Consider the following 25,824-nt stretch of genomic DNA (forward strand, 5'->3'; position numbering starts at 1 on the left):
CCCGGCCGCGCCCGGCCGGGCGGGCCGGCGGGGCGACCGTGGTGGGAGGCGCCGGCCGCACGATCGCGGCGACGGCACCGACCAGCGCGTCCAGGCGCGGGTCCCCGGGGGAGACGGCCACCGGCTTGACGTCGATCCGGGCGGCGCGGGTGAGGGCGCGGACGTCCTGACGCTGCTCGGGGAGCATCACCGTGACGACGTCGCCGCCGGACCCGGCCCGGGCGGTGCGACCCGACCGGTGCAGGTACGCCTTGTGCTCGGCCGGGGGGTCCACGTGCACGACGAGCTCGATCTCGTCGACGTGGATGCCGCGGGCCGCGATGTCCGTGGCCACGAGGACACGCACGTCACCCCCGGAGAAGGCCTCGAGGTTGCGCTCGCGGGCGTTCTGGCTGAGGTTGCCGTGCAGGTCGACGGCGGGGATGCCGGCCGTGGTCAGCTGCTTGGCGAGCTTCTTCGCCTGGTGCTTGGTCCGGGTGAACAGCACACGCCGGCCGCGACCGGACGCCAGGTGGTGCACGACGTCCCGCTTCGAGTCGGCGTCGGCGACCTCCAGCACGTGGTGCGTCATCTCGACCACCGGGGACTCGGCGGGGTCCACCGAGTGCTGCACCGGCTTGGTGAGGAAGCGCTGCACCAGCTGGTCGACGCCGTTGTCGAGCGTCGCCGAGAAGAGCAGCCGCTGACCCTGCTTCGGGGTGCGGTCCATGATGCGGCGGACGCCCGGAAGGAAGCCCAGGTCGGCCATGTGGTCGGCCTCGTCCAGGACGGTCACCTCGACGGCGTCGAGCGAGAGCAGCTTCTGGTTGAGGAGGTCCTCGAGGCGGCCCGGGCAGGCGACGAGGATGTCGACGCCGGCGTCGAGCGCCGTGACCTGCCGGTGCTGGGAGACGCCACCGAAGATCGTCGTCGTCCGCAGCCCGAGGGACTGGGCCAGCGGGGCGACGACGGCCTCGATCTGGTTGGCCAGCTCGCGGGTCGGGCAGAGCACCAGGCCGCGCGGGCGGCGGGGCCGGCGGCGCTGGGCCACGTCGCCACCGGCGGCGAGCCGGGCGACGAGCGGCAGCGCGAACGCGAGGGTCTTGCCCGAGCCGGTCCGGCCGCGGCCGAGGACGTCGGCGCCGCGCAGCGAGTCGGGCAGGGTGGCGACCTGGATGGGGAACGGGCTGGTGATGCCCTGCTCCGCGAGGACGCGGACGGCAGGGGAGGGCAGGCCGAAGTCGGCGAAAGATGTCACAGGTGGGCCTCTCGGGGCTCAGGGGTCGGGGTCCGCCGCCAGACAATCCGGGGGGATCTCCACGACGCAGGGCGCGCAGTCGAGCGCAGCCACTGCGACCACTGTCCCACACATCCCACGAATGCACGAGATCCGCTCCCAGTGGCGCGCCCCGCCCGTCCGGCGCCCGCTCGGCGTCCCGCCGGCGGGCGTGTGACGTCGGTCTCGTCACCCCGAATACGCGTGGGAGCGTTCCCTCCTGCGGCGTACGGTGCCAGGAGTGCCCGACCGGCACAGGGCGACGGGACACACCGTGCCGCCCGAGGAACCACCGACCGCCCCAGGAGGGCTCCCACCGATGAAGCGTTCTTCCGTGCGTCCGGCACTCGCCGCGTTCGCCGCTGCCACCGTCCTCATGACCGCCGCCTGCTCCACGCCGGAGGAGCCCGCGGAGCCCGCCGCCACGGCGACCCAGGAGGAGACGGAGGCCGCCGACGACGCCGCCGAGCAGGAGGCCGAGTCCGGTCCCGTCGACGTGCCCGACGTCTCGGGCCTGATCCTCGGGACCGCGCAGGGCAACCTCACGCTCGCCGGCCTCGAGACGGAGGTGGCCGACGAGGCCGGAGCCCCCGTCGAGGTCGAGGACCCGCTGGCCTACCTCGTCGTCTCCCAGGACCCGGCCGACGGTCAGCTCGAGCGCGGCGAGACCGTCACCCTCACGGTGGCCCCGCGCGGCTGACCCGCCGACGCCGCACGCCGTTCCCGCCGAGGAGCCAGGACCGTCGAGGTCCTGGCTCCTCGCGTATCCGGGCGTGACCGCCCATCGTGGCGCGGACGGGTCAGGCGTAGCGCCCGACGAGCCCCTCGAGCTGCTGCCGGTACCCACCGCCGAAGAGCAGGGCGTGCATCCCCACCGGGTACACCTGGTGGAGCGCGAGCAGGTCCCGCCAGCCGTCCGGGAGCCGGTCGGCGGCGGCCTCCGCGTAGGCGTCGAGCACCCGGCCGAGGTGGGGCAGCCCGAAGAGCGCGAGCATGGCCAGGTCGGTGAGCGCGTGGCCGCCGTGCGCCGCGGGGTCCACCAGGACGGCGCCCGCGGACGTCCAGACCACGTTGCCGGACCAGAGGTCCCCGTGGACCCGGGCGGGCGGCGCGTCGTCGTCGTGGTGACCCTGCTCCAGGCGCCGGGCGAGGCCTTCGAGGGAGGCGGCCAGCCGGTCCGGCAGCGCGTCCGCCGCGGCGAGCTGGTCCCGGACGGACCGGATCCGGCAGCGCGCATGGAAGGCGCCCCACGTCGGGTCCTCGGCCGCCGGCAGCGGGCGCGGGTCGGCGAGCGGACCGAAGAACCCGTCCGCGTCCCACCCCGGGGCCGGTGACCCGAAGGCCGGCGCCCCGGCGGAGTGCGTGATGGCGAGCCCCTGGCCGAAGGCTTCGGCGTCCTGGTGGGACGGGTCCCCCGGAACCAGACGCTCCAGCTCCAGCGCCGTGTCGGAGACGCCGCGGACCCGGACGACACGGGCACCGCCCGGGACGGCGAGCCACCGCAGGCCGGCCGCCTCGCAGGCGAAGAAGCCCGCCGGGGCGTCCCGGCGCTGCTTCACGAACGTCGTCATCCGGTCAGTCGACCACGGACGCCGTGCGGGGGACCCCCACACTCGGATGCGTTCTCGGTGGCCAGAGGCGCCGCTTCGTGCAGATTTCGTCGTTCGTGGCCGGGAAAACTGCTGACTCCTACTGTTGCGAGGGGCCGCGACGTGTCATTCTCGCACCAGGCGACCAAGGAGGCTCCCCATGCAGATCGGCATCCCTGCCGAGGTGAAGAACCACGAGTACCGCGTGGCCATGACGCCCGCGGGCGTCCACACGCTCGTCGGCCACGGGCACGAGGTGCTCGTCCAGGCCGGTGCCGGCACAGGCTCAGGCATCACGGATGCCGAGTACGAGGGTGCCGGGGCGCGGATCGTGCCGACGGCTGCGGACGCGTGGGCGGCCGAGCTCGTGTGCAAGGTGAAGGAGCCGATCGAGTCCGAGTACGGCCACCTGCGCCGGGACCAGGTCCTCTTCACCTTCCTGCACCTCGCCGCGAGCCGGCCCTGCACGGAGGCCCTCCTCTCGGCCGGGACGACGTCCATCGCCTATGAGACGGTCGAGACGCCCGACGGCGGGCTCCCGCTCCTGGCTCCCATGAGCGAGGTCGCCGGGCGCCTGGCGACAGGGGTGGGCGCGTACCACCTGCTGAAGAGCGAGGGCGGCCGCGGGACGCTGCTCGGCGGGGTACCGGGCGTCGCGCCGGCCCGCGTCGTCGTCATCGGTGGCGGGGTGTCCGGCCGGCATGCCGCGGACATCGCGGTCGGCCTCCGCGCCGAGGTGACGATCCTGGACGTGAGCATGCCGCGCCTGCGTCAGCTCGACGTCGAGTACGGCGGTCGTGTCCGGACGATCGCGTCGAGCCCCTACGCCGTCGAGGAGGCCGTGCTCGACGCCGACCTCGTCATCGGCGCCGTGCTCGTGCCGGGCCGGCGCACCCCGATGCTCGTGTCCAACGAGCTGGTGAGCCGGATGAAGCCCGGGTCGGTGCTCGTGGACATCGCCGTGGACCAGGGCGGGTGCTTCGAGGACACGCGCCCGACGACGCACGCGGAGCCGACCTTCCGCGTGCACGACTCGATCTTCTACTGCGTCGCCAACATGCCGGGCGTCGTCCCGGTGACCTCCACGCACGCGCTCACGGCGGTCACGCTCCCGTACGTCACGGCGCTGGCCGGCCACGGCTGGCGGGGTGCGCTCGCGGCCGACCCGGTGCTGGCCAAGGGCCTGACGACGCATGAGGGCGTCCTGCTGCACGCGGGGGTCGCCGAGGCGCACGGCATGGCGAGCCAGGCGCCGGAGGCCGTGCTGGTCTGAGAGCCCCGACGACGGCGCCGTGGCCCCCGGAAAAGCGGGCGGTCGCGGCGCCGTCGTCGTCCTAGGCTGCGCGGATGCACCCCGTGACCCTCGGCGACGACGTCGTCACGCTGTCCGTGCCCACCGTCGAGGACGTCGACGCCATCACCGCGATCTGCCAGGACCCCGAGATCCAGGAGTGGACGACCGTCCCGAGCCCGTACCGGCGCGAGCACGCGGTGGGGTTCGTCGAGGACCTCGTCCGCAGCGGGTGGGAGGACGACCGGGAACGGAACTGGGCGGTGCGCGTCGACGGCCGGCTGGTCGGCATGGTGGGCCTGGGACGCAGGCCCCTGCGGTGCGCCGAGGTCGGCTTCTGGATGGCGCCCGACGCGCGTGGGCGCGGCCTGCTGGACCGCGCGCTGCGCCTCGTCCTGGACCACGCGTTCGACCCCGGGGGCATGGATCTGGAGCGGGTCGAGTGGAAGGCGTTCGCGGGCAACTGGCGGTCCTGGCGCGCCGTCTGGCGCCACGGCTTCCGCTTCGAGGGCGCCCTGCGCCGGGGCGGCGTGCACCGCGACGCACGCCGCGACGACTGGGTCGGAGGCCTCCTGCGCGATGACCCCAGGGAGCCCGTCCTGCCCTGGCCCGGCACGGTCGTCGACCCCCTGGGCACGCCGCCCGCCTGACGACCCGCCTGACGACCCGCCTGACGACCCTGCCTGACGACCCTGCCGGCGTCCCGACCGGACGCGCCGGCGGCCCGACCGCGAGAGGATCCACCCCATGACCTCGACGACCTCGACCGTCCCTCCGCTGGACCCGGCCAACCCCTTCGCCGCCCCGTCCGACCTGCCGTACGGCCTGCCGGACTTCGCCGCGATCCGCGACGAGCACTACCTGCCCGCGTTCGAGGCGGGCATGGCGGAGGAGCGTGCGGAGGTCGAGGCGATCGTCGCCAACCCCGAGCCGCCGACGGAGGAGAACCTCCTGCTGGAGCTCGAGCGCTCCGGCGCGCTGCTGGACCGCGTCGCGACCGTCTTCTTCAGCCGCACCAGCGCGGACACGACGGACGCGCTCGACGCGCTCGAGGAGGAGCTGGCTCCCCGCCTCGCCGAGCACCACGACGCCATCTACCTCGACCGGCGCCTCCACGACCGGCTCGAGGCGCTCCAGGCGCGGGTCGAGGCGGGGGAGGTCACCCTGCCCGACGACGCCGCGTGGCTCCTGCACACGCTGCGGCGGGACGTCCGCCGCGCCGGCGTCGCGCTCGACGACGACGCCAAGACGCGGCTGCGGGAGCTCAACGCCCGCATCACCTCCCTGGAGACCGCCTTCGGGCGGGAGCTCCTCGCCGACACCAACGCCTCCGCGGTGCTCGTCGAGGACGAGTCCGACCTCGAGGGCCTGCCCGAGGACGCGGTCGCGGCCGCCCGGCAGGCCGCCCAGGACCGGGGGCACGTCACCGGGTGGCTCGTCGAGCTCATGCTCTACAGCCAGCAGCCCGTGCTGGCCTCGCTGCGCCGCCGCGACGTCCGCCGCCGGATCCACGAGGCGTCCGTCGGGCGCGGGGCCCGGGGCGGCGAGCACGACACCCGGGCGATCCTGCTGGAGCTCGCACGGCTGCGCGCCGAGCGGGCGCGCCTGCTCGGGTTCGATCACCACGCCGCGTACGTCGCCGACGACGCGACCGCCGGCACGACGGCGGCCGTCGACGCCATGCTGCACCGCCTCGCGCCGGCCGCCGCGGCGAACGCCCGCCGGGAGGCGGCGGACCTCGAGCGCGCCCTGCAGGTGGACGAGCCGGGCGCGACCCTCGAGCCGTGGGACTGGTCCTTCTACGCCGAGCGCGTGCGCCAGGAGCGCTACGCCCTGGACGACGCGCTGCTGCGTCCCTACCTCGAGCTGGACCGCGTCCTGCACGACGGCGTGTTCCACGCCGCGACGGAGCTGTACGGCCTCACCTTCACCCGCCGCAAGGACCTGGCCGGGTACCACCACGAGGTCCAGGTGTACGAGGTGCACGACGCGGACGGCACCGGCATCGGGCTGTTCCTCGCCGACTGGTACACCCGTGCCTCCAAGCGGGGCGGGGCCTGGATGAACAACCTCGTGGACCAGAGCGGCCTGCTCGGGGACCTGCCGGTGGTGATGAACAACCTCAACATCCCCAAGCCGCCCGCGGACGAGCCCACCCTGCTCTCGTGGGACGAGGTCATCACGATGTTCCACGAGTTCGGCCACGCGCTGCACGGGCTGTTCTCGGCCGTGCGCCTGCCCTCGCAGTCCGGCACCGAGGTGCCGCGGGACTTCGTGGAGTACCCCTCGCAGGTCAACGAGATGTGGGCCTGGGAGCCGTCGGTGCTGCGCCGGTACGCCGTGCACCACGAGACCGGCGAGCCGATGCCCGCCGAGTGGGTCGAGACGATGATCGCGTCGCGGCAGTTCAACGAGGGCTTCTCGACCACCGAGTACCTGGGCGCCGCCCTGCTGGACCAGGCGTGGCACCAGCTCCAGGCCGACGAGGTGCCCACGGACGTCGAGGACGTGACCGGGTTCGAGGCGCGGGCGCTGGAGGCGGCGGGGATCGCGGTGCACGCGGTGCCGCCGCGCTACCGCACGACGTACTTCAACCACGTCTTCGGCGGCGGCTACGCGGCGGCGTACTACTCCTACATCTGGTCCGAGGTCCTGGACGCGGACACGGTCGAGTGGTTCGCGGAGAACGGCGGCCTGCGGCGGGAGAACGGCGACCGGTTCCGGCAGGCGCTGCTCTCCCGCGGTGGCTCCCTGGACGTCATGGACACCTTCCGGGAGCTGCGTGGCCGCGACCCGCGGATCGAGCCCCTGCTCGCCCGCCGGGGTCTCGACGTCCCGTCCTGAGCCGGGGCCGTCCGGCGGGTAGCGTGCCGCGCATGACGTCGCACGCTCCCGCCCGGTCCGTCCACCACCCGACCGCCGAGGACGAGGTCGTCGGCATCTGCCAGGACCTGCTGCGGATCGACACGTCCAACTACGGGGACGGCCGGGGACCGGGGGAGCGCGCCGCCGCCGAGTACGTGATGGGTGCCCTGACCGAGGTCGGGCTCGAGCCGGAGCTCTTCGAGAGCGCCCCGGGCCGGGCGAACGTCGTCGTGCGGCTGCCGGGGGCGGACGCCGCGCGGCCGGCGCTGGTCCTGCACGGGCACCTCGACGTCGTGCCGGCCGCCGCCGAGGACTGGTCCGTCGACCCCTTCGCGGGCGAGGAGCGCGACGGGCTCCTGTGGGGCCGCGGCGCCGTCGACATGAAGGACATGGACGCCATGATCCTGTCGGTCGTCCGGCAGATGGCCCGGGAGGGGCGGCGGCCGGCCCGCGACGTCGTCGTCGCGATGTTCGCCGACGAGGAGGCCGGGGGTCGTTTCGGCGCCGGGTGGGCCGTCGAGCACCGCCCGGAGCTCTTCGAGGGCGCGACGGAGGCGATCAGCGAGGTCGGCGGGTTCTCCGTCGACGTCGGGGGGCACCGCACGTACCTGCTGCAGACCGCCGAGAAGGGCATCGGGTGGCTGCGCCTGGTCGCGGAGGGCCGGGCGGGTCACGGCTCGCAGGTCAACACCGAGAACGCGGTGACCGAGCTCGCGGCCGCGGTCGCGCGGATCGGCACCTATTCCTGGCCGCAGCAGCTGACCCCGACGGTGCGTGCGCTCCTCGACGGCGTGGCCGAGCTCACCGGCCTGCCGTTCGACCCGGAGGACGAGGACGGCGTCGGGCGTCTGGTCGACGCCCTGGGGCCCGCGGCGCGCTTCGTCGGGGCGACCGTCCGCAACACGGCGAACCCGACCCAGCTGGCGGCGGGCTACAAGGCGAACGTCATCCCGGGTCGCGCCGAGGCGGTCCTCGACACGCGGTTCCTGCCCGGCCACGAGGACGAGGCCCGGGCGACGCTGGAGCGGCTCGCGGGCGAGCACGTCCGGCTCGAGGACATCCACCGAGACGTCGCCCTCGAGGCGCCGTTCGGCGGCGACCTCGTGGACGCGATGGTGGCGGCCCTGCACCAGGAGGACCCGGAGGCCACCGTGCTGCCCTACATGCTGTCCGGGGGCACCGACAACAAGTCGCTGTCGCGCCTGGGGATCACGGGCTACGGCTTCGCGCCGTTGCGGCTGCCCGGCTCGCTCGACTTCTCGGCGATGTTCCACGGCGTCGACGAGCGCGTCCCCGTGGACGCGCTGCGCTTCGGCACCCGCGTGCTGGACCGGCTGCTCGAGACCTGCTGAGCCCACCGCCCGGAGGTCGGCTCGGGGCGGGGAGGAGGGTCAGAGCGTGCTGACCGCGCGGATGATCTTCCTGCGCAGCCAGACCCTGCGCTCGCCGCCCGCGTAGACGAGCGTCCGGGCCAGCTCCCAGCGGCCGTACTCGGCCTCCTCGGTGAGCAGCCGGCGCGCGTCGTTGACGCGGGTGCCGCGGTCCAGGGTCAGGACCCGGTACTCGTACTCGCCCCGGGCCCGCCACCCCTGCACGGCCGGACGCCGCGTCGTGCTGGTCTCCACGTGGACCTCCGTGGTGTCGAGGATCGAGTGTCATTGTGCACGTCCCGGCGCTACGGTCAGGGCATGACGGTAGACCCGCGCGCCGCGCTCGACAGGTTCCAGGCAGCGCTCGAGGCCCACTTCCACGCCGTGAGCACCCGGCGCACCGAGGACGACCCGGCGGTGGACGACGCGTACGACGTCCTCGCGGACGCCTTCGAGGTCTACGACGACGCGCTGGTCCGCGTGCACGGGGAGACCCTGCCGTTCTACGTCGCGGACGACGAGGCGGAGGACGACGACGACCTCGACGAGGACGACCTCGACGAGGACGACGAGCTCGACGGCACGGAGCTCGACGACGAGGAGTGACCTCGACGACCGGGGCTGACCTCGACCGCGAGGAGCCCGACGGCGGGAGCCGAGGTCGACGGCCGGCGCCTGCCCGGCCCGCTCAGCGGCGCTCGGGGTAGCCGACCGCCGGGGCGCTCACCTCGTCCAGCGCCGCGGTGATCGCCTCCGGCAGCGCCGTCTGCGCCGTGAGCGCCGCCCGGAGCTGCGCGGCGGTCCGCGCACCCACGACGGCCGACGCGACCTGCGGACGGCCGAGCACCCACCCGAGGGCGACCTCGAGCGGGGTGCGCTGCAGCCCCTCGGCCGCCGTCACGAGCGCCTCGACCACGGGCCCCGCATCGCGCCCCAGGTACGGCTCGACGAACCCGGCGAGGTGCGCCGACGCCGCCCGGGAGTCGGCCGGGACGCTCCGGCGGTACTTGCCGGTCAGGACCCCGCGCCCCAGCGGTGACCACGCCAGCACGCCCACACCCAGGTCGGTCGCCGCCGGCAGCACCTCGCGCTCGACCCCGCGCTGGAGGAGCGAGTACTCCACCTCCACGGCCGCCAGGCGGCCGGGCCCGAGCAGCGTCGCCGCCCGGGCCGTCTGCCAGCCGGCGTGGTTGGACAGCCCGACGTACCGCGCGCGGCCGGAGCCGAGGGCGTGCTCGAGCGCACCGACCGTCTCGGCCAGCGGCGTCCGGGGGTCCGGGGTCTGCACGAGCCACAGGTCGACGTGGTCGGTGCCCAGGCGCTCGAGCGACCCGTCCAGGGAGGAGAGCAGTGCGCCCCGGGACGCGTCGACGACCCGCCCGCCTGCACCGTGCCGGACGCCCGCCTTGGTGCACAGCACGACGTCGTCGCGCGGGACGGTGGTGCGCAGCAGGTGGCCGATGAGCTCCTCCGCGGCGCCGTCGGCGTAGGAGGCCGCGGTGTCCAGGAGCGTCCCGCCGGCGTCGACGAAGTCGCGCAGCTGCTCGGCCGCCTCGTGCTCGTCCGTGTCCCGGCTCCAGGTCAGCGTCCCCAGGCCCACGGCCGAGACGCGCAGGCCGGTGGCACCGACGAGTCGTTCCTCCATGGTCGTGCAGGCTACCGGCGTGGCCGCCTGGTCCTCGGCAGCGCGCGCGGTCGCGGACCGCAGCATGATCTGCCGCCGGGTAACGTTGCGCGGCGTGACGTGGTGGGAGTCGGTGGTCCTCGGACTCGTGCAGGGGCTCACCGAGTTCCTCCCCGTGTCCTCCAGCGCGCACCTGCGCATCGTGGGTCAGCTCCTGCCCCACGGCTCCGACCCGGGTGCGGCATTCACCGCGGTGACCCAGATCGGCACCGAGGCGGCCGTGCTGATCTACTTCCGCCGGGACATCGCCCGCATCGCGCGCGCCTGGTGGCACGCCGTCTCCGGACGGGACGGGACGACCTGGCGCGAGCGCCTCGGTGCGCACGACGCCGACGCTCGGCTGGCGTGGTGGATCGCGCTGGGCACGGTGCCGATCGTCGTCCTGGGCCTGCTCTTCGAGGAGCAGATCGTCGGCCCGTTCCGCAACCTCTACGTCGTCGCGGGCATGCTCGCGCTCTTCGCCGTGTTCCTCGGGCTGGCCGACCGCATCGGCGCCAAGCGCCGGACGCTGGACCGGCTCACCTGGAAGCACGCCGTCCTGTTCGGCTTCGCCCAGGCCATGGCGCTCGTCCCGGGCGTCTCCCGGTCCGGGGGCACGATCACCGCGGGTCTCCTCATGGGCTACACCCGGGAGGCGGCGGCGCGGTACTCGTTCCTCCTCGCGATCCCGGCCGTGCTGGGCTCGGGCTTCCAGCAGCTGTTCACGAGCCTGGACGAGTTCGGCACGGCGGGGACGCCGTCCCTCGCGCTCACGGCGCTGGCCACCCTCGTGGCCTTCGGCGTGGGGTACCTGGTGATCATCGGGTTCCTCAAGGTGGTGTCGTCGTACAGCTACATGCCGTTCGTCGTCTACCGCCTGGTCCTCGCGGCCGTCGTCGTCGTCCTCCTCCTCGCCGGGGTCCTGGAGCCGTTCGCGGGCGCCGACGCCTGACCACCCCCGGCCCGGTGGGACGCCGGGGCGGGGGCGGCCGGAGCAGTGCCGGTCGGGTCGGTCAGCGCACCAGCAGGTCCGCGCGCCGACGGGTGCCCGCGATGACCTCCGCGTTGCGCTGGTCGGACCCGACCGACCGCTCGCGCGCCTCTGCCGGGGAGCGACCGAACCGCTGGTGCCGGGCGATGAGTCGCTCGAGACGATCCTCCTCGTCCGTCTCGACGTACCAGCACTCGTCCAGGTACGGCCGCACGGCCGCCCAGGCGCCCTCGTCGACGAGGAGGTAGTTCCCCTCGGTGATGACGAGCGGGACCTCCCGCGGGACGGGCACGGACCCGGCGACGGCCTCCTCGATCGAGCGGTCGAAGAACGGGGCGTAGACCACCGGCTCGTCCGCCGCGCGCAGGCGCCGCAGGAGGGCCACGTAACCCAGGGCGTCGAAGGTGTCGGGGGCACCTTTGCGGTCCTGGCGCCCGAGCCGGCGCAGCTCGGCCTCCGCGAGGTGGAAGCCGTCCATGCCGACGAGACGGGCGCGGTCGCCGAGCTCGGCGGCGAGCGCCTCGGCGAGGGTGGACTTCCCCGCACCGGGCGGGCCCGTGATCCCCAGGATGCGGCGCCCGCCGGAGTCGGCGAGCCGCCGGGCCCGCTCCAGGAGAGCGTGGTCGAGGACCGTGCCGGGGTCCGTCCCGGTCATGCCGTGCCCGCCTCCCGTCGGTGCGCGCGCTCGTCGTAGTGGCTGCGCCCGCCGACCTCGTCCGGCTCGACGGCACCGGTCATGATCGCCACGGCGTCGGACATGGTGTGCGTCTGCGGGCTGATGACCGCGATCCGCCGGCCGAGCCGGTGGATGTGGATGCGGTCGGCGATGTCGAACACGTGGGGCATGTTGTGGGAGATGAGGACGACGGGCAGCCCCCGCGCGCTGATCCGGCGGATGAGGTCGAGCACCATCCCCGACTCCCGCACGCCGAGAGCCGCTGTCGGCTCATCCATGATCACCAGCTTGGTGCCGAAGGCGGCCGCCCGGGCGACCGCGACGCTCTGCCGCTGCCCGCCGGAGAGGCTCTCCACCGGTTGGCGCACGTCCGGGATGCGGACGCCGAGGGAGTCGAGCTGGTGCTGCGCCTCCTCCCGCATCGACCGTGCGTCGACCATCCGCAGGAGACCTCCGAGCGGTCCGGACCGACGCACCTCGCGGCCGAGGAAGAGGTTGGAGGCGATGTCGAGCGCGGGGGCGACCGCGAGGTCCTGGTAGACGGTCTCGATGCCCTGGGCGCGGGCCTCGATGGGGGAGCGGAACGACACCGGCCTGCCGTCGAGCAGCAGCTCGCCGCTGTCCGGGACGACGGCGCCGGACAGCGTCTTGACCAGGGTGGACTTGCCGGCGCCGTTGTCACCGATGACGGCCAGGATCTCCCCGGGCATGAGCGCGAAGTCCGCGTCGACCATCGCGCGGACGTGTCCGTAGGACTTCGACAGCCGGCGTCCCTCGAGGACCGGGGTCGCCCCGCCGGTGGTGGTGGTGGTGGTCGTGGGGCCGCGGTCGCCCGCGCCTGTGGTGCTGCTCATCGTGCTGCCCTCCTGCGCGACGCCTGGTCCAGGGAGACCGCGACGATGACGAGGACCCCGGTGGCGAGGTCCTGGTACAGGTTGTCGATGCCGGCCTGGGTGAGCCCCGACCGCAGGACACCGACGATCAGGGCCCCGATCAGCGTGCCGACGACGCTGCCGCGGCCGCCGAACAGGCTCGTGCCGCCGATGACGACGGCCGTGATGCTGTCCAGGTTGGCGGTCTGGTAGGCGTTCGGGTCGGCGTTGGGGATCCGGCCCAGGGCCTGCCATGCCGCGAGCCCGTAGAGAGCTCCCGCGGCGACGTAGACCGAGAGGATCGTGCGGTTCACCTTGATGCCGACGAGCCGGGCCGACTCCGGGGCGTTGCCCACGGCGTACACGTGGCGGCCCCACGCGGTCTTCGCGAGCGCGAACCAGAACGCCGCGAAGACGACGATCAGCAGGAGGGTGCCCCAGGTGATCCGGACGCCGCCCACCGTCGTCCCCTGGCCCCAGATCCGCAGCAGCGGCTCGTCCACCGCGTAACTGCGCGAGCCGGAGTACAGCCGCGCGACGGCGTAGACGACCGTGAGCATGCCCAGCGTGACGATGAACGGGGGGAGGCCGAGGCGCGTGACGAGCAGGCCGCTGACGGTGCCGAGGACGACGGTGGCCGTCATCCCGAGCAGGAGGGCCAGCAAGGGGTCACCACCGTCGAAGACCCACTTCGCCATGACGATGGTCCCCAGCACCGCGATGGCACCGTTGGCCAGGTCGATCCCGGCGGTCAGGATGATGAGGGTCTGCCCCAGCGCGAGCGTGCCGATGACGATCGACTGCTGGAGGATCAGCGACGCGTTGCCGGCCGTCGCGAAGGTGTCGGTCGTGACCGTGAAGACCACGATCGCGAAGAGGAGTGCGGCGAGCGGACCCACGAGGGGGTTCCGCAGTGCTCGTCCGAGCGCCTCACGGCGTTCGGAGGACTCCGGCGCCGGGCTGCCCGGGGGCGGGTCGGCGGCCGTCGTGGTGCTGTCGGTCATGGTCGGTCCTCGTCTCGTCTCGGGTCGGCGGGAAGCTCCGGGCCGCCGCGGCGGGGAGAGCGCTGTGCCGCACTCCCCACCGCGGGCCGCCGGGCCCCCGCCGCGGTGGGGACGCCTGCGTCCGTGCGCGGTCAGCCCCAGCAGTTCTCCAGGCCCCACTCGGTGTCCTCGGACTCGATGCCCTCGACGGGGTCGTCCGTGATGACGACGCTCCCCGTGTCGACGAAGCCCGACGGCGGCTCGCCGCCCTCGGCGGCCTCGATGATCGCGTCGATGCCCTGCCGCACCATCTCGGCGGGGAACTGCATGACCGTCGCGGCGTACTTGCCGTCGGCGACGTCCTGGACGCCCTCGCAGCCACCGTCGATCGAGCCGATGGTGATCTGGTCGGCGAGCCCTCGGGCCTCGATGGCGGCGTAGGCGCCCCGCGCTGCCGGCTCGTTGATCGTGTAGACCGCGTTGACGTCCGGGCTGCGCTGCAGGAGGTTCTCCATCGCGGTCTGGGCGGTGTTCTGGTCGCCCTGGGTGTTCTCCATGCCGACGATCGCGGGGTCGCCCTCCTCCAGGCCGAAGCCCTCGAGGAAGCCGTCGTGCCGGAAGGTGTCGACCGTGCCGCCGGCGGTGCCGTCGAGCATGATCAGTCGCGGTTCCTCGTCACCGAGCGCGGCCCGGACGTAGGCGCCCTGGAGGCGGCCGGCCTCGAAGTTGTCCGTGGCGAAGGTCGCGTCGACCGCGTCCTCCGGGTCGGTCGCCGTGTCGAGGGCCACGACGACGATGCCCTGGGACCGGGCCTGCTCGATGGCGCCGAGGACACCGCTGGAGTTGCTCGGGGTGATCATGATGCCGTCGACGCCCTGCGCGATGAGGTCCTCGATGGCCCGGACCTGGCCCTCGTTGTCCCCGTCGAACTCGCCGGCGAGCGCCGTCAGCTCCACGCCCTGCTCCTCGGCGTACTCCGACGCCACCTCGCGCATCGTGACGAAGAACGGGTTGGTCTCGGTCTTGGTCACGAGCCCGATGCTGACGTCGCCGCCGGCGGCCCCCTCGCCGCCGGCCTCCTCCGTGGGAGCGTCCCCGTCGGAGCCGCAGGCCGCCACGAGTCCTGCCACGGCGATCGCCGCGACCACCTGGGTCCGCAGACGCCGTGCCCGTCCGCTGGTCCTCACTCGGTTCGTTCTCACAGTGCGCTCCTTTGCGTTCTCGGTGCGGTTCATTGGCACCTTTGCGGGGATTCGGAGTGAAACACATCACAGAATGGGCGGGCAAGCGTTTGCGCAAACGCTTGTCCGGACGGGATGATGTGGCGGTGGTCACCATTACCGATGTGGCGCGGCGCGCCGGCGTGTCCGCCTCGACCGTGTCGCACGTCCTGAACAGCACCCGCTTCGTGAGCCAGGACGCGCGGGACCGGGTGCTCGAGGCCATCGACGCGCTGGACTACGTGCCGAACCACCAGGCGCGGTCCCTGGTCCGGTCGCAGACCCAGCAGGTCGGCGTCGCCATGTCCGCGCTGACCAACCTGTACTTCGGGGAGGTGGTCCACGCGATCGAGGAGGCCACGAGTGCCGTCGGCTACACGCTGGTCCTCGCGGACACCCACGACGACCCGGCCACGGAGGCCAAGGTGGTCGCCGCCCTGCGCGAGCGGCGCCTCGACGGGCTGATCCTGGCGCCGTCCGCGGGCGCCGCGACGGTCCTCGACCGGCTGGCGCGGACCGGGCTGCCGACCGTTCTCGTGGACCGGTCGCCCGACCCTCGCTTCGACTCGGTCTGCAGCGAGAACGTCAAGCCCATGGCGCAGCTGGTGCTGCACCTCGCGCAGCGCGGTCACCGCCGGATCGCCATGGTGGCGGGCATGCCGGGGCTGACGACGAGCGAGGAGCGCGTGACGGGATACCGCAAGGGCCTCGCGGCCGCGGGCCTGCCCGAGATGCCGGAGCTCCTCGTACGGGGCGACTCCGACGCCGTGCGCACCCATGCCGCCGTCGACGGCCTGCTGGACCTCCCGGAGCCCCCCACGGCCATCGTCGCCGCCCAGAACACGATGGTGATCGCGACGATGAGGGCCGTCCAGGCTCGCGGGCTGTCGGTGCCCCGTGACGTCGCCGTCGTCGGCTTCGACGACTTCGAGTGGGCCGACGTGTTCTCCCCGCGCCTGACGACCGTGGCTCAGGACGCCGGCGCGATCGGGGCCATGGCGGTGAAGCTGCTCCTGCGACGGATCGCCGGCACGGCCACGGCGCCGAGGTCGGTGCGGATCCCGGCGACGGTGCAGCACCGGGAGTCCTGCGGCTGCGTCCGAGACGTCTCCCCGCGACCGTCACGAGACGTGGGACCACTGGCTTAGGCTTCGAGCGTGCGAACCTGGCCCGCCCCCCACGTGCCCGAGCTGCCCGGCCGCGGACCGGAGGTCCGGGTCGTCGACAGCACCTCCGGCGACCTCGTCGTCGCGGCGTCCGGACCCGTCGCCGAGCTCTACGTGTGCGGCATCACGCCGTACGACGCGACGCACCTCGGCCACGCCGCCACGTACATCGCCTTCGACCTGCTGCACCGGGCGTGGCTCGACGCCGGCCTCGAGGTGCACTACGCCTCGAACGTCACGGACGTCGACGACCCGCTCCTGGAGCGGGCGGCCGCGACCGGCGTCGACTGGGAGAAGCTCGCGGAGGAGCAGACGGCGCTCTTCGCCGAGGACATGACGGCGCTCGGCGTCCTGCCGCCGCAGACGTACCTCGGTGCGGTCGAGACCATCCCCACGATCGCGGACGCGGTCCAGCGGCTCCTCGACCAGGGCCTGGCCTACCGCGTCGCGGTGGAGGGCGGCGCGGGCGGCGACGAGCCCGACCTCGGGGACGTCTACGCCGACGTCCAGGCGGACCCGCACTTCGGCTCCGTCGCCGGCCTGGACCACGACCAGACCGTCTCCCTGTTCGCCGAGCGCGGCGGCGACCCGCAGCGCCCCGGCAAGCGCGACCCGCTCGACCCGGCCCTGTGGCGGCGCGAGCGTCCGGGCGAGCCCGCCTGGGACGCCGGGGCCCTGGGCCGGGGCCGGCCGGGCTGGCACATCGAGTGCACCGTCATCGCGCAGGGCGCCCTCGGCGCGGAGTTCGACGTCCAGGGCGGCGGCCGGGACCTGTGCTTCCCGCACCACGAGATGAGCACCGCCCACGCGCGGGCGCTGGGCGGGGCGGGCGCCCGCGTCCACGTCCACACCGGCATGGTGGCGTACGACGGCGAGAAGATGAGCAAGTCCCTGGGCAACCTCGTCCTCGTCTCGCGACTGCGCGAGCAGGGTGTGGACCCGATGGCGGTGCGGCTCGCCGTCCTGGCCCACCACTACCGCGAGGACTGGGACTGGACGGACGAGGGCCTGCACGCCGCCGTGGCGCGCCTGGAGCGCTGGCGCACCGCGCTCTCGGGCAACGGGGGACCGGACGCGACGTCGACCCTCGAGGCGATGCGAGCCTCCCTGGCGCGGGACCTCGACGCCCCGGGCGCGCTGCGGGCGGTCGACACGTGGGCCGACGCCGCGCTCAGCGTGGGCGGCGACGTCGAGGGGGCGCCCGGCCTCGTGGCCCGCGCCCTGGACGCCCTGCTGGGCATCCGCGTCTGAGCGGGGCTCAGCCCCCGGTGCCCGGCCCGCCGTCGCGCCGCCGGAGGTAGCGCTCGAACTCGCGGGCGATCGCCTCGCCGGACGCCTCCGGCAGGTCCGCCGTGTCCTTGGCCTCCTCGAGCTGGGCCACGTACTCCGCGATCTCCGCGTCCTCGGCCGCCAGCTCGTCCACGCCGAGCTGCCAGGCGTCCGCGTCCTCCGGCAGGTCGCCGAGCGGCACGCCCATGCCGAGCAGCTCCTCCAGGCGGGCGAGGAGCGCGAGGGTCGCCTTCGGCGACGGCGGGTGCGCCACGTAGTGGGGGACCGCGCTCCACACGGACAGCGCGTGCAGGCCACGGCGGGCGGCCTCGTGCTGGAGCACACCGACGATCCCCGTCGGGCCCTCGTAGCTGGCCGGCTCCAGGTCGAGCGCCTCGCGCAGCCGGCGGTCGTCGGAGGTCGTCGTCACGGGGATGGGCCGCGTGTGGGGCACGTCCGCCAGGAGCGCCCCGACCGTCACGACGCTCCGGACGTGCAGGCGCTCGGCGATCTCGAGCACCTCGGCGCAGTACCCGCGCCAGCGCATCGACGGCTCGATGCCGTGGACGAGGACCACCTGACGTCCTGGTGCGGGCTCCGCCAGGGCGATGGTCGTCGAGGGCCAGGTGATGACGCGCGTGCCGTCCTCGGACGTGCCGATCGTGGGTCGGTTCACCTGGAAGTCGTGGTACTCCTCCGGGTCCAGCTCGTCCACCTGCTCCGCACCCCAGACCTCGTGCAGGTGCGCCAGCGCCTGCGTCGCGGCGGAGCCCGCGTCGTTCCAGCCCTCGAACGCTGCGAGGAGCACCGGGCCGGGAAGAGGTTCGTCCGGGAGTCCTGCGGTCATGACGCCAGCCTAGGTGGTGCCGCCCGGGGTGCCCGGCCGACGCACCCACGGGTGCCCGGACGGTCCGTAGACTGCGGCGGTGCCTCCCGCCCCGCCCGCACCCGCCACCCCGGACGACGCCGGCACGCCGGCCCTGCCGCTCCCGGCCGCGGTCCTGTGGGACATGGACGGGACGCTCGTCGACACGGAGCCGTGCTGGATGGCGGCCGAACGCGAGCTGGTGCGCCGGCACGGCGGGACGTGGGGGCAGGAGGACGCGGAGGCCATCGTCGGGATGCCGCTGACGGTCGGCGCCGCGCGGCTGCAGGCGGCCGGCGTGGACCTGCCGGTCCCGGAGATCGTCGAGCGCATGCTCGACCACGTCATCGCGACGCTGGACGACCACGCGGACTGGCAGCCGGGCGCCCTGGACCTCCTCGTCGCGCTGCAGGAGGCGGGCGTGCCCTGCGCCCTGGTCACGATGTCCTACCGACGCCTCGCGGAGGCTGTCCTGCAGCAGGCACCGGCCGGGGCGTTCACCGTGCTCGTCACCGGTGACGAGGTCACGCACGGCAAGCCGCACCCGGAGCCTTTCCTGGCCGCGGCGGCGGCCCTGGGGGTCGACGTCACGGCGTGCGTGGCGATCGAGGACTCACCGCCCGGGATCGGGTCGGCGCTCGCCTCCGGAGCGCGGACGCTCGGCGTCCAGCACATCGTCCCCGTCGAGCCTCGCCCGGGCCTGAGCCGGGTGGCCTCGCTGGCGGACGTGTCCCTCGCCGACCTCGCGCGGCTGCGGGCGGGCGAGGTGTTCGACCGCCTCGCCCCCGCGTCCGACGCAGCGACCGGTCGCTGACGCCGCTGACGCCGCTGACGCCGCGGCCGGTGCGGCGAGCGGTCGCCGGGGCGCGTCCTGCCCCGGCCCTCAGACGGCCGCAGCGGCCTCGGCCCGCGGGGTGACGCCGAGCGCCCGCTCCACCGCCTCCACGGACACCTCGGGCGGCTCGCCGCCGAACGCGGGGCACAGGCTCTGGTGCGCGCACCAGCCGCACAGCGCGCTCGTCCGCGGCTGCCACCGGCCCGTCTCGGCGGCGGCCAGGATGCCCGCCCAGATCGCCCGGACCCGCCGCTCGGTCGTGACCAGCTCGGCCGGGTCCGGGGTGTGCCGCAGCACCACGCCGTCCCCCAGGTACACGAGCTGGAGCATCGCCGGCGGGCGTCCCTTCAGCCGGGAGACGACCAGCGCGTAGAACCGCATCTGGAAGAGGGGCCCGGACTCGAAGCCCTCGCGCGGCGACCGGCCCGTCTTGTAGTCGACGATCCGGATCGCGCCGTCGGGCGCGACGTCGAGGCGGTCCACGATCCCGCGCAGCTCGAGCCCGTCCTCCAGCGTCGTCGAGACCGCGAGCTCCCGCTCGGCCGGCTCGAGGCGGTTCGGGTCCTCCAGCGTGAAGTAGGTGTCCAGGAGCGTCCCGGCCCCGGCGAACCAGGCCGTCACGTCGGCCGGGTCCTCCAGGACCTCGACGACGTCGGGCCGTTCGCCCACGAGCCGCTCCCACTCCTGGGGGAGCAGGGCGCGCGCGGCCTCGGGCGTCCGGCTCCCGGCGGGTGCGTCGTAGAGGTTCTCCAGCACCGCGTGGACCAGGGTGCCGCGCACGGCGGCCGCGCTCGGCGGCTCGGGCAGCCGGTCGGCCACCCGGAAGCGGAACAGGAGCGGGCACTGGAGGAAGTCGTTGGCCCGGGACGGGGACAGCCCGGGCCGGCGCATCGGCGTGGGGAGGGGGGTCACGAGCTCGTCCGTCGGCACGCCGCCCAGGGTACGAGGCGCCACCGACACGGGCGGGTGCGGGCGCGCCCGGGCGGCGGCCCGGCTCCTGAGGGGACGACGAGCGTGGCGTCGTCGTCGGCGGCCGTGCAAATAGGGTGAGCGCGTGCGGGCGACGGGACGGGACGGCGGGACACGCGGCTGGGTGGTCGCGCGTGTCGCTGGCGCCCCCGTCGTGGTCTCCCCGGGCTGGGTCCTGGCCGCGGCGGTCCTCACCTACCTCTTCGCGCCGACCGTCCGCGGTCTGGTGGCGGTGTCCGACGTCGGCTCCTACGTCGTGGCGGGCGTCTTCGTCCTCCTGCTGCTCGCCTCCGTGTTCCTCCACGAGCTCGCCCACGCCCTCATGGCGCGCCGGGTCGGGGTCCCGGTGCAGGAGCTCGCCGTCACCCTGCTCGGCGGGCACACCCGGATGGGGGCCGCCGCGCCGTCGCCCGGCAGCAGCGCCCTCGTCGCGGTCTCCGGACCGGTGGTCAACCTCGTCCTGGGGGCGGTCGCCTGGCTGCTCGCCGCACCGGCCGCCCCGGGCGGCGTGGCGTGGCTGGTCCTCAGCGCGGCAGCCCTCGCCAACGTCTTCGTCGGCGCCTTCAACCTCGTGCCGGGCCTGCCCCTGGACGGGGGTCGGGTGCTCGAGGCGCTCGTGTGGCGGGTCACCGGTGACCGGGTGCGGGGCACGGTCGTCGCGGGTTGGGTCGGCCGGCTCGTCGCCGTCGGCGTCCTCGCGTGGATGCTCCTGCGACCGCTCCTCCAGGGCGTCCAGGTCTCGCTGCTGAGCGTCGTCTGGGCGGCGCTCGTGGGTGCCTTCCTGTGGTCCGGCGCCGACCAGGCCGTGCGGGCCGCCCGGTCCGAGCGCACGGTCGAGGCCCTGGTGGTCGCCCGCCTCATGCGTCCCGCGGTGGGCGTCCCCGCACGGGGCACGGTCCTGGACCTGGACACGGCACTGGCACTCGCCGACCCCGGCCGCGCGACCGCGGGCGGGCCGGGCCAGGACGGGCCACCGACGCACGCCTTCCTCCAGGGGCTGGACGGCGCCGTCGTCGGGGTGGTCGACGCCACGGCGGTCGCCGCGGTCCCGCCGGCGCTGCGCGCGACGACGCCGCTGTCCGCCGTCGCGACCCCGATCCCGGCCGGGGCGGTGGTGCCCCTCGCGCTGAGCGGACGGCGCGCCGTCGAGGTCGTGGCCGCCGTCGCGCGCCTGTCCCCGGTGCTCGCCGTCGTCGACGGCTCCCGTCCCGTCGGGGTGCTCCACCCGGCGGACGTCGCCCGCGCGCTGCGGCGCTGAGCCGGCGGGCGCGGCGACGCTCCTAGACTCGTCCGTCGTGACCACCGACAGCCAGCCCAGCGCGAGCGAGCCGACCGACGGCGGGGCTCCCGTCCCGTCCATCACGAGCACCGGCGCGGCGCAGCGTCGCGGGCTGCTGCGGGAGGGCGAACGGGTCCAGCTGACCGACACCCGGGGCCGCCTGCACACGGTCACCCTGGCCGCCGGCGCCACGTTCCACACCCACAAGGGCTACTTCCGCCACGACGAGCTCATCGGCGCGCCGGAGGGCTCGGTCGTCACCAGCAGCGGCGGTGTGGAGTACCTGGCCCTGCGGCCCCTCCTCGCCGACGCCGTGCTGTCCATGCCCCGGGGTGCGGCGGTCGTCTACCCCAAGGACGCCGGGCAGGTCGTCACGATGGGGGACATCTACCCGGGCGCCCGGGTGGTCGAGGCGGGCGTGGGATCCGGTGCGCTGACGATGTCCCTGCTGCGGGCCGTGGGGGACGGCGGCAGCCTGCACTCCATCGAGCGGCGCGAGGACTTCGCCGCCATCGCGCGGGCCAACGTCGAGACCTTCTTCGGGGGGCCGCACCCGGCGTGGCGGCTGTCGATCGGGGACCTGGCCGACGTGCTCCCCACCGTGGCCGAGCCGGGCACGGTGGACCGGGTCGTCCTGGACATGCTCGCCCCGTGGGAGAACGTGGACGCGGTCGCGCGCGCCCTGGCGCCCGGTGGCGTGCTCGTCACCTACGTCGCCACGACCACGCAGCTGTCCCGGCTCGCCGAGGACCTGCGCGCCGACGGCCGGTTCACCGAGCCGCAGGCCTGGGAGTCGATGGTCCGCGGCTGGCACCTGGAGGGCCTGGCGGTCCGCCCCCAGCACCGCATGATCGGGCACACCGGCTTCCTGCTCACCACGCGCCGGATGGCCGACGGCGTCGCGGCGCCCGAGCGCCGTCGTCGGCCCGCCAAGGGCTCCTACCCGGCCGACGGCGCCGCGTGGACCCCCGAGGAGCTCGGCGAGCGGGCGGTCTCGGACAAGAAGGTCCGCCGCGTGCGGCGGGACCTCGGCGCGACCGGTCGGCCCGACGACGCGCCCGAGGGCGAGGTGCTGTCCGGCTCCTGAGCGCGTCCCGCCGCCGACCGGGGCCCCGGACGTAGGGTGGGAGCAGCCGCGAGGCACTCCCGCCCGCCGCCGTCACCCGACGACGGACGGACGGGTCTCGTCGTCGAGGGAGGCACCATGAGCCAGACGCCTGACAGCGAGAACCGGCACACGTCCGGGCCCGACCGGCCCGCGCCGCACGGCCCCGGCGCGGACGTCCCCAGCACGGCCGAGCACTACGCGGAGCGCCGCCGCGCGGCGGAGGACGCCCGCCAGATCGCCCTGCTGGCCGCGAGGAACGAGCGGCTGGCGGACGCCCTGCGGCTTGCCCGCGAGAAGCTCGCGGAGATGCAGGAGCAGCTCGACGAGCTGGGCCGGCCCCCGGCCACGTTCGCGACGTTCCTCGGGGCGCGGGACGACGGCACGGCGGAGGTCATCGCGTCGGGGCGCAAGATGCAGCTCCAGGTCGCCCCCCAGGTCGAGCTCGCCGGCCTGCGCCCGGGCCAGGAGGTCAAGCTCAACGAGGCGATGACGGTCGTCGAGGCGGGTGCCTACGAGAACGTCGGCGAGATCGTCACGGTCAAGGAGCTGCTGGACGGCGGGCGGGCGCTGGTGGTGGGCCGCGCGGACGAGGAGCGGGTCGTCCGGCTCGCCGGCCAGGTGCTCGACGGACCGCTGCGGGTGGGCGACGCCCTCACCGTCGAGTCGCGCACGGGGTTCGTCTTCGAGCGCATCCCGCGGGCCGAGGTCGAGGAGCTCGTGCTCGAGGAGGTCCCGGACATCGACTACACGGACATCGGCGGCCTCGGCTCCCAGATCGAGCAGATCAGGGACGCGGTCGAGCTGCCGTTCAACCACCCCGACCTCTACCGGGAGCACGGCCTCCGGCCGCCCAAGGGGGTCCTGCTGTACGGGCCGCCCGGGTGCGGCAAGACGCTCATCGCCAAGGCGGTCGCGCGGTCGCTGGCGCAGACGCGCACGACGACGGGCCCCGACGGCACGCCCGTTCCGGCCGGGACCAGCTACTTCCTCAACGTCAAGGGCCCTGAGCTGCTCAACAAGTACGTCGGCGAGACCGAGCGGCACATCCGGCTGATCTTCGCCCGCGCCCGCGAGAAGGCGTCGCAGGGGACGCCGGTCGTGGTGTTCTTCGACGAGATGGAGTCCCTCTTCCGCACCCGCGGCACCGGCGTGTCCAGCGACGTGGAGACCACGGTCGTCCCCCAGCTGCTCAGCGAGATCGACGGGGTCGAGCGGCTCGACAACGTCATCGTCATCGGCGCCTCGAACCGCGAGGACATGATCGACCCGGCGATCCTGCGTCCGGGCCGGCTCGACGTGAAGATCAAGATCGAGCGCCCCGACGCCGAGGCGGCCCTCGACATCTTCAGCAAGTACCTGACCGCGGGCCTCCCGCTGCACCCGGACGACCTGGCCGAGCACGGGGGCGACGCCGCGGCCGCCGTCGACGCGATGACCCAGCGCACCGTCGAGCGGATGTACGCGGAGACGCCGGAGAACGAGTTCCTCGAGGTCACGTACGCCTCGGGGGACAAGGAGATCCTCTACTTCAAGGACTTCAGCTCCGGGGCGATGATCCAGAACGTCGTGGACCGGGCGAAGAAGGCGGCCATCAAGGAGTTCCTCTCGACCGGGACCCGCGGCATCCGCGTGGAGCACCTCCTCGCCGCGTGCGTGGACGAGTTCAAGGAGAACGAGGACCTGCCGAACACGACCAACCCGGACGACTGGGCGCGCATCTCGGGCAAGAAGGGCGAGCGCATCGTCTTCATCCGCACGATCGTGCAGGGCAAGGGCGGCAAGGAGGCCCACCGCTCCATCGAGACCATGACGCCCACGGGCCAGTACCTGTGACCTGACCCGCCCGGCCGCCCGGCGCCGCTGACCTACGCTGGCCGGGTGACCGTGCGACGGGTGATGGGGATCGAGACCGAGTTCGGCATCGTGGAACCCGGGCGGCCCCAGGCCAACCCCATGCTGCTGTCCAGCACGGTCGTCTCGGCCTACGCGGCGCTCGTCGCGGGGCCGGGTCGCGCGCGGTGGGACTACGAGGACGAGGACCCGCTCGCCGACGCCCGCGGGTTCCGCCTCCAGCGCGCGGCCGCGCACCCCTCCCTGCTCACCGACGACCCGACCCGGCCGGCCCCCTCCGGCGACGACCCGGTCGGCACGGTCGACGACGCCGCGGGCCGGGACGAGGTCCCGCCGCAGCTCGGCGCCACCCACCGGGAGCGCCCGGCCGTCGAGGAGTACGACGACCCGGGGGCCGCCACGACGATCCTCTCCAACGGCGCCCGGTTCTACGTCGACCACGCCCACCCCGAGTACTCCAGCCCCGAGGTCACCGGCCCACGCGCGGGCGTCGTCTGGGACAAGGCGGGGGAGGAGGTGGCGCTGCGCGCGGTCCGCGCGCTGGCGAGCACGCCCGGGCTGCCCGACGTCGTCCTGTACAAGAACAACGTCGACGGCAAGGGTGCCTCCTACGGGACGCACGAGAACTACCTGGTCGACCGCGCGGTGCGCTTCGACGTCCTCGCGGCGGCGCTCATCCCGTTCCTGGTGACCCGGCAGGTCTTCACGGGGGCGGGGCGGGTGGGCCTCGGGCAGGCCGGGCAGGCCGCCGGCTTCCAGATCTCCCAGCGCGCCGACTACATCGAGGCCGAGGTGGGGCTCGAGACGACGCTGCGGCGCCCGATCGTCAACACCCGGGACGAGCCCCACGCCGACCGGACCCGGTGGCGGCGGCTGCACCTGATCATCGGGGACGCCACGCTCCTGGAGGTGTCGACCTGGCTGCGGCTGGGCACGACGTCGGCGGTCCTGTGGCTGGTGGAGCAGGCCAGGACCCGGCCGGACCTGCTCGCCGCGGTGGGCGCGCTCGCCCTGGCGGACCCGGTCGCGGAGGTCCGCGAGGTCAGCCGCGACCTGTCCCTCACGCACCGGCTCACCCTGGAGGACGGCCGGCGGCTGACGGCGCTCGAGGTGCAGCGCGCGTACCTGGACGCGGTGCGCGCCGCGATGTCCGCCGAGGTGGGGACAGAGCCCGACGACGAGACGGCGGCGGTGCTCGCGCGCTGGGACTCGGTGCTGTCGCGCCTCGCGGAGGACCCGGTGCTGTGCGCCCGCGAGGTCGAGTGGGTCGCCAAGCTGCGCCTGCTGGAGGGCATGCGCCGCCGGGACCACCTGGCGTGGGACAACCCCCGCCTGGCGGCCATGGACATCCAGTGGTCCGACGTCCGCCCCGAGCGGGGCCTCTACCACCGCCTGCTGGCGGCCGACGCGGTCGAACGGCTCGTGGACCCGGCCGAGGTGGCGGCCGCGGTGGCCGAGCCGCCCGCCGACACGCGGGCGTACTTCCGCGGGACGGTGGTGCGCCGGTACGGGGCGCAGGTCCGGGCGGCCAGCTGGGACTCGGTGGTCCTGGACGTGCCCGGCCTGCCGACGCTGCAGCGCATCCCGCTGCGCGACCCGTGGCGGGGGACGCGGGCGCACGTCGGCGCGCTCCTCGAGGAGTGCGCCGACGCGGGCGAGCTCGTCGCCCGCCTCACCCCGTCGTCCTCCTGACGGGCGCACCGGCAG

General features: G+C 74.5%; 24 protein-coding genes. 14 read left to right on the plus strand and 10 right to left on the minus strand.

All coding sequences use genetic code 11. The annotated features are described in order from the left end of the window. Positions 1-1,237, minus strand: a 1,237-nt coding sequence (locus N866_RS03665; RefSeq protein WP_034222772.1) for a DEAD/DEAH box helicase, incomplete at its 3' end; no start/stop codon positions are given. Positions 1,238-1,574: 337 nt separating this feature from the next. Between N866_RS03665 and N866_RS03670 the strand changes: the two genes are divergently transcribed. Then, the gene (locus tag N866_RS03670) at positions 1,575-1,955 is read left to right on the plus strand and encodes a PASTA domain-containing protein (RefSeq protein WP_081802284.1); all 381 of its coding nucleotides are present in this window, start codon (positions 1,575-1,577) and stop codon (positions 1,953-1,955) included. Between the two features lie 100 nt (positions 1,956-2,055). Here N866_RS03670 and N866_RS03675 read toward each other — a convergent pair whose 3' ends face one another. Continuing rightward, complete coding sequence (locus N866_RS03675; protein WP_034222779.1) at positions 2,056-2,826, minus strand: fructosamine kinase family protein; 771 nt, start codon at positions 2,824-2,826, stop codon at positions 2,056-2,058. A gap of 178 nt (positions 2,827-3,004) precedes the next feature. On the opposite strand from N866_RS03675, the gene ald reads away from it, so the two are divergent. From ald to N866_RS03695, 4 genes are all read left to right on the plus strand, one after another. After that, a complete protein-coding gene (gene ald / locus N866_RS03680; RefSeq protein WP_034222782.1) occupies positions 3,005-4,117 on the plus strand; it encodes an alanine dehydrogenase in 1,113 nt (370 codons plus the stop codon). A 74-nt stretch (positions 4,118-4,191) separates the two neighbouring features. Next, complete coding sequence (locus tag N866_RS03685) at positions 4,192-4,785, plus strand: GNAT family N-acetyltransferase (protein ID WP_052022340.1); 594 nt, start codon at positions 4,192-4,194, stop codon at positions 4,783-4,785. A gap of 97 nt (positions 4,786-4,882) precedes the next feature. Beyond that, positions 4,883-6,979 carry a M3 family metallopeptidase gene (locus N866_RS03690; RefSeq protein WP_034222785.1) on the plus strand — a complete coding sequence of 699 codons (2,097 nt, stop codon included), beginning with the start codon at positions 4,883-4,885 and terminating at the stop codon, positions 6,977-6,979. A gap of 32 nt (positions 6,980-7,011) precedes the next feature. Then, the gene (locus tag N866_RS03695; protein ID WP_034222830.1) at positions 7,012-8,352 is read left to right on the plus strand and encodes a M20/M25/M40 family metallo-hydrolase; all 1,341 of its coding nucleotides are present in this window, start codon (positions 7,012-7,014) and stop codon (positions 8,350-8,352) included. Positions 8,353-8,391: 39 nt separating this feature from the next. Here the strand turns inward: N866_RS03695 and N866_RS03700 are convergent, their stop codons facing one another. Continuing rightward, on the minus strand, positions 8,392-8,625 hold the full coding sequence (locus N866_RS03700) for a DUF5703 family protein (protein ID WP_081802286.1): 234 nt from the start codon (positions 8,623-8,625) through the stop codon (positions 8,392-8,394). A 63-nt stretch (positions 8,626-8,688) separates the two neighbouring features. Between N866_RS03700 and N866_RS03705 the strand changes: the two genes are divergently transcribed. Beyond that, positions 8,689-8,976 carry a hypothetical protein gene (locus tag N866_RS03705; protein ID WP_034222788.1) on the plus strand — a complete coding sequence of 96 codons (288 nt, stop codon included), beginning with the start codon at positions 8,689-8,691 and terminating at the stop codon, positions 8,974-8,976. Positions 8,977-9,058: 82 nt separating this feature from the next. Here the strand turns inward: N866_RS03705 and N866_RS03710 are convergent, their stop codons facing one another. Then, a complete protein-coding gene (locus N866_RS03710; RefSeq protein WP_034222835.1) occupies positions 9,059-10,015 on the minus strand; it encodes an aldo/keto reductase in 957 nt (318 codons plus the stop codon). Positions 10,016-10,079: 64 nt separating this feature from the next. On the opposite strand from N866_RS03710, the gene N866_RS03715 reads away from it, so the two are divergent. After that, positions 10,080-10,985, plus strand: a complete 906-nt coding sequence (locus tag N866_RS03715; RefSeq protein WP_052022345.1) for an undecaprenyl-diphosphate phosphatase — start codon at positions 10,080-10,082, stop codon at positions 10,983-10,985. Positions 10,986-11,046: 61 nt separating this feature from the next. Here the strand turns inward: N866_RS03715 and N866_RS03720 are convergent, their stop codons facing one another. The 4 genes from N866_RS03720 to N866_RS03735 form a co-directional block, all read right to left on the minus strand. Further along, positions 11,047-11,679 (minus strand): nucleoside/nucleotide kinase family protein, encoded by a 633-nt coding sequence (locus N866_RS03720; RefSeq protein WP_052022341.1) that lies wholly within the window; start codon positions 11,677-11,679, stop codon positions 11,047-11,049. Continuing rightward, positions 11,676-12,554 carry an ATP-binding cassette domain-containing protein gene (locus N866_RS03725; protein WP_081802287.1) on the minus strand — a complete coding sequence of 293 codons (879 nt, stop codon included), beginning with the start codon at positions 12,552-12,554 and terminating at the stop codon, positions 11,676-11,678. Before N866_RS03725 ends, N866_RS03720 begins: the two co-directional genes overlap by 4 nt. Then, the gene (locus N866_RS03730) at positions 12,551-13,576 is read right to left on the minus strand and encodes an ABC transporter permease (RefSeq protein ID WP_034222791.1); all 1,026 of its coding nucleotides are present in this window, start codon (positions 13,574-13,576) and stop codon (positions 12,551-12,553) included. Before N866_RS03730 ends, N866_RS03725 begins: the two co-directional genes overlap by 4 nt. A 131-nt stretch (positions 13,577-13,707) precedes the next feature. Continuing rightward, on the minus strand, positions 13,708-14,757 hold the full coding sequence (locus tag N866_RS03735) for a substrate-binding domain-containing protein (RefSeq protein ID WP_216699369.1): 1,050 nt from the start codon (positions 14,755-14,757) through the stop codon (positions 13,708-13,710). Positions 14,758-14,882: 125 nt separating this feature from the next. On the opposite strand from N866_RS03735, the gene N866_RS03740 reads away from it, so the two are divergent. Further along, on the plus strand, positions 14,883-15,923 hold the full coding sequence (locus tag N866_RS03740; RefSeq protein WP_034222846.1) for a LacI family DNA-binding transcriptional regulator: 1,041 nt from the start codon (positions 14,883-14,885) through the stop codon (positions 15,921-15,923). A gap of 9 nt (positions 15,924-15,932) precedes the next feature. Continuing rightward, positions 15,933-17,192, plus strand: coding sequence for a cysteine--1-D-myo-inosityl 2-amino-2-deoxy-alpha-D-glucopyranoside ligase (gene mshC / locus N866_RS03745; RefSeq protein ID WP_034222793.1), 1,260 nt, complete (start codon positions 15,933-15,935; stop codon positions 17,190-17,192). A 7-nt stretch (positions 17,193-17,199) separates the two neighbouring features. Here the strand turns inward: mshC and N866_RS03750 are convergent, their stop codons facing one another. Continuing rightward, entirely contained in the window at positions 17,200-18,057 is an 858-nt protein-coding gene (locus tag N866_RS03750) for a PAC2 family protein (protein WP_034222796.1), read from the minus strand. Between the two features lie 79 nt (positions 18,058-18,136). Between N866_RS03750 and N866_RS03755 the strand changes: the two genes are divergently transcribed. Further along, complete coding sequence (locus N866_RS03755; RefSeq protein WP_052022342.1) at positions 18,137-18,889, plus strand: HAD family hydrolase; 753 nt, start codon at positions 18,137-18,139, stop codon at positions 18,887-18,889. A 69-nt stretch (positions 18,890-18,958) separates the two neighbouring features. Here N866_RS03755 and N866_RS03760 read toward each other — a convergent pair whose 3' ends face one another. Next, positions 18,959-19,801: a RecB family exonuclease gene (locus tag N866_RS03760; protein WP_034222852.1), complete on the minus strand. Its 843-nt coding sequence runs from the start codon at positions 19,799-19,801 to the stop codon at positions 18,959-18,961. 163 nt (positions 19,802-19,964) lie between these two features. On the opposite strand from N866_RS03760, the gene N866_RS03765 reads away from it, so the two are divergent. From N866_RS03765 to dop, 4 genes are all read left to right on the plus strand, one after another. Beyond that, a complete protein-coding gene (locus N866_RS03765; RefSeq protein ID WP_034222798.1) occupies positions 19,965-21,137 on the plus strand; it encodes a site-2 protease family protein in 1,173 nt (390 codons plus the stop codon). Between the two features lie 100 nt (positions 21,138-21,237). After that, positions 21,238-22,245: a tRNA (adenine-N1)-methyltransferase gene (locus tag N866_RS03770; protein WP_034222855.1), complete on the plus strand. Its 1,008-nt coding sequence runs from the start codon at positions 21,238-21,240 to the stop codon at positions 22,243-22,245. Between the two features lie 117 nt (positions 22,246-22,362). Beyond that, complete coding sequence (gene arc / locus N866_RS03775) at positions 22,363-24,099, plus strand: proteasome ATPase (protein WP_081802290.1); 1,737 nt, start codon at positions 22,363-22,365, stop codon at positions 24,097-24,099. A gap of 45 nt (positions 24,100-24,144) precedes the next feature. Next, on the plus strand, positions 24,145-25,809 hold the full coding sequence (dop, locus tag N866_RS03780; RefSeq protein WP_034222811.1) for a depupylase/deamidase Dop: 1,665 nt from the start codon (positions 24,145-24,147) through the stop codon (positions 25,807-25,809). The last annotated feature ends 15 nt before the right edge of the window (positions 25,810-25,824 follow it).

The sequence above is a fragment of the Actinotalea ferrariae CF5-4 genome, from assembly GCF_000603945.1.
In the GTDB taxonomy this organism is placed as follows: Bacteria; Actinomycetota; Actinomycetes; order Actinomycetales; family Cellulomonadaceae; genus Actinotalea; species Actinotalea ferrariae.

Excerpts from the sequence above, each read along its gene's own strand:
- N866_RS03725 (WP_081802287.1), bottom strand. The coding sequence starts at position 12,554 with ATGAGCAGCACCACAGGCGCGGGCGACCGCGGCCCCACGACCACCACC.
- N866_RS03690 (WP_034222785.1), top strand. The coding sequence starts at position 4,883 with ATGACCTCGACGACCTCGACCGTCCCTCCGCTGGACCCGGCCAACCCC.
- N866_RS03760 (WP_034222852.1), bottom strand. The coding sequence starts at position 19,801 with ATGCGCCGGCCCGGGCTGTCCCCGTCCCGGGCCAACGACTTCCTCCAG.
- N866_RS03750 (WP_034222796.1), bottom strand. The coding sequence starts at position 18,057 with ATGACCGCAGGACTCCCGGACGAACCTCTTCCCGGCCCGGTGCTCCTC.
- N866_RS03710 (WP_034222835.1), bottom strand. The coding sequence starts at position 10,015 with ATGGAGGAACGACTCGTCGGTGCCACCGGCCTGCGCGTCTCGGCCGTG.
- N866_RS03720 (WP_052022341.1), bottom strand. The coding sequence starts at position 11,679 with ATGACCGGGACGGACCCCGGCACGGTCCTCGACCACGCTCTCCTGGAG.
- N866_RS03675 (WP_034222779.1), bottom strand. The coding sequence starts at position 2,826 with ATGACGACGTTCGTGAAGCAGCGCCGGGACGCCCCGGCGGGCTTCTTC.
- N866_RS03695 (WP_034222830.1), top strand. The coding sequence starts at position 7,012 with ATGACGTCGCACGCTCCCGCCCGGTCCGTCCACCACCCGACCGCCGAG.
- N866_RS03705 (WP_034222788.1), top strand. The coding sequence starts at position 8,689 with ATGACGGTAGACCCGCGCGCCGCGCTCGACAGGTTCCAGGCAGCGCTC.
- ald (WP_034222782.1), top strand. The coding sequence starts at position 3,005 with ATGCAGATCGGCATCCCTGCCGAGGTGAAGAACCACGAGTACCGCGTG.
- N866_RS03715 (WP_052022345.1), top strand. The coding sequence starts at position 10,080 with ATGATCTGCCGCCGGGTAACGTTGCGCGGCGTGACGTGGTGGGAGTCG.
- arc (WP_081802290.1), top strand. The coding sequence starts at position 22,363 with ATGAGCCAGACGCCTGACAGCGAGAACCGGCACACGTCCGGGCCCGAC.
- N866_RS03670 (WP_081802284.1), top strand. The coding sequence starts at position 1,575 with ATGAAGCGTTCTTCCGTGCGTCCGGCACTCGCCGCGTTCGCCGCTGCC.
- N866_RS03685 (WP_052022340.1), top strand. The coding sequence starts at position 4,192 with ATGCACCCCGTGACCCTCGGCGACGACGTCGTCACGCTGTCCGTGCCC.
- N866_RS03730 (WP_034222791.1), bottom strand. The coding sequence starts at position 13,576 with ATGACCGACAGCACCACGACGGCCGCCGACCCGCCCCCGGGCAGCCCG.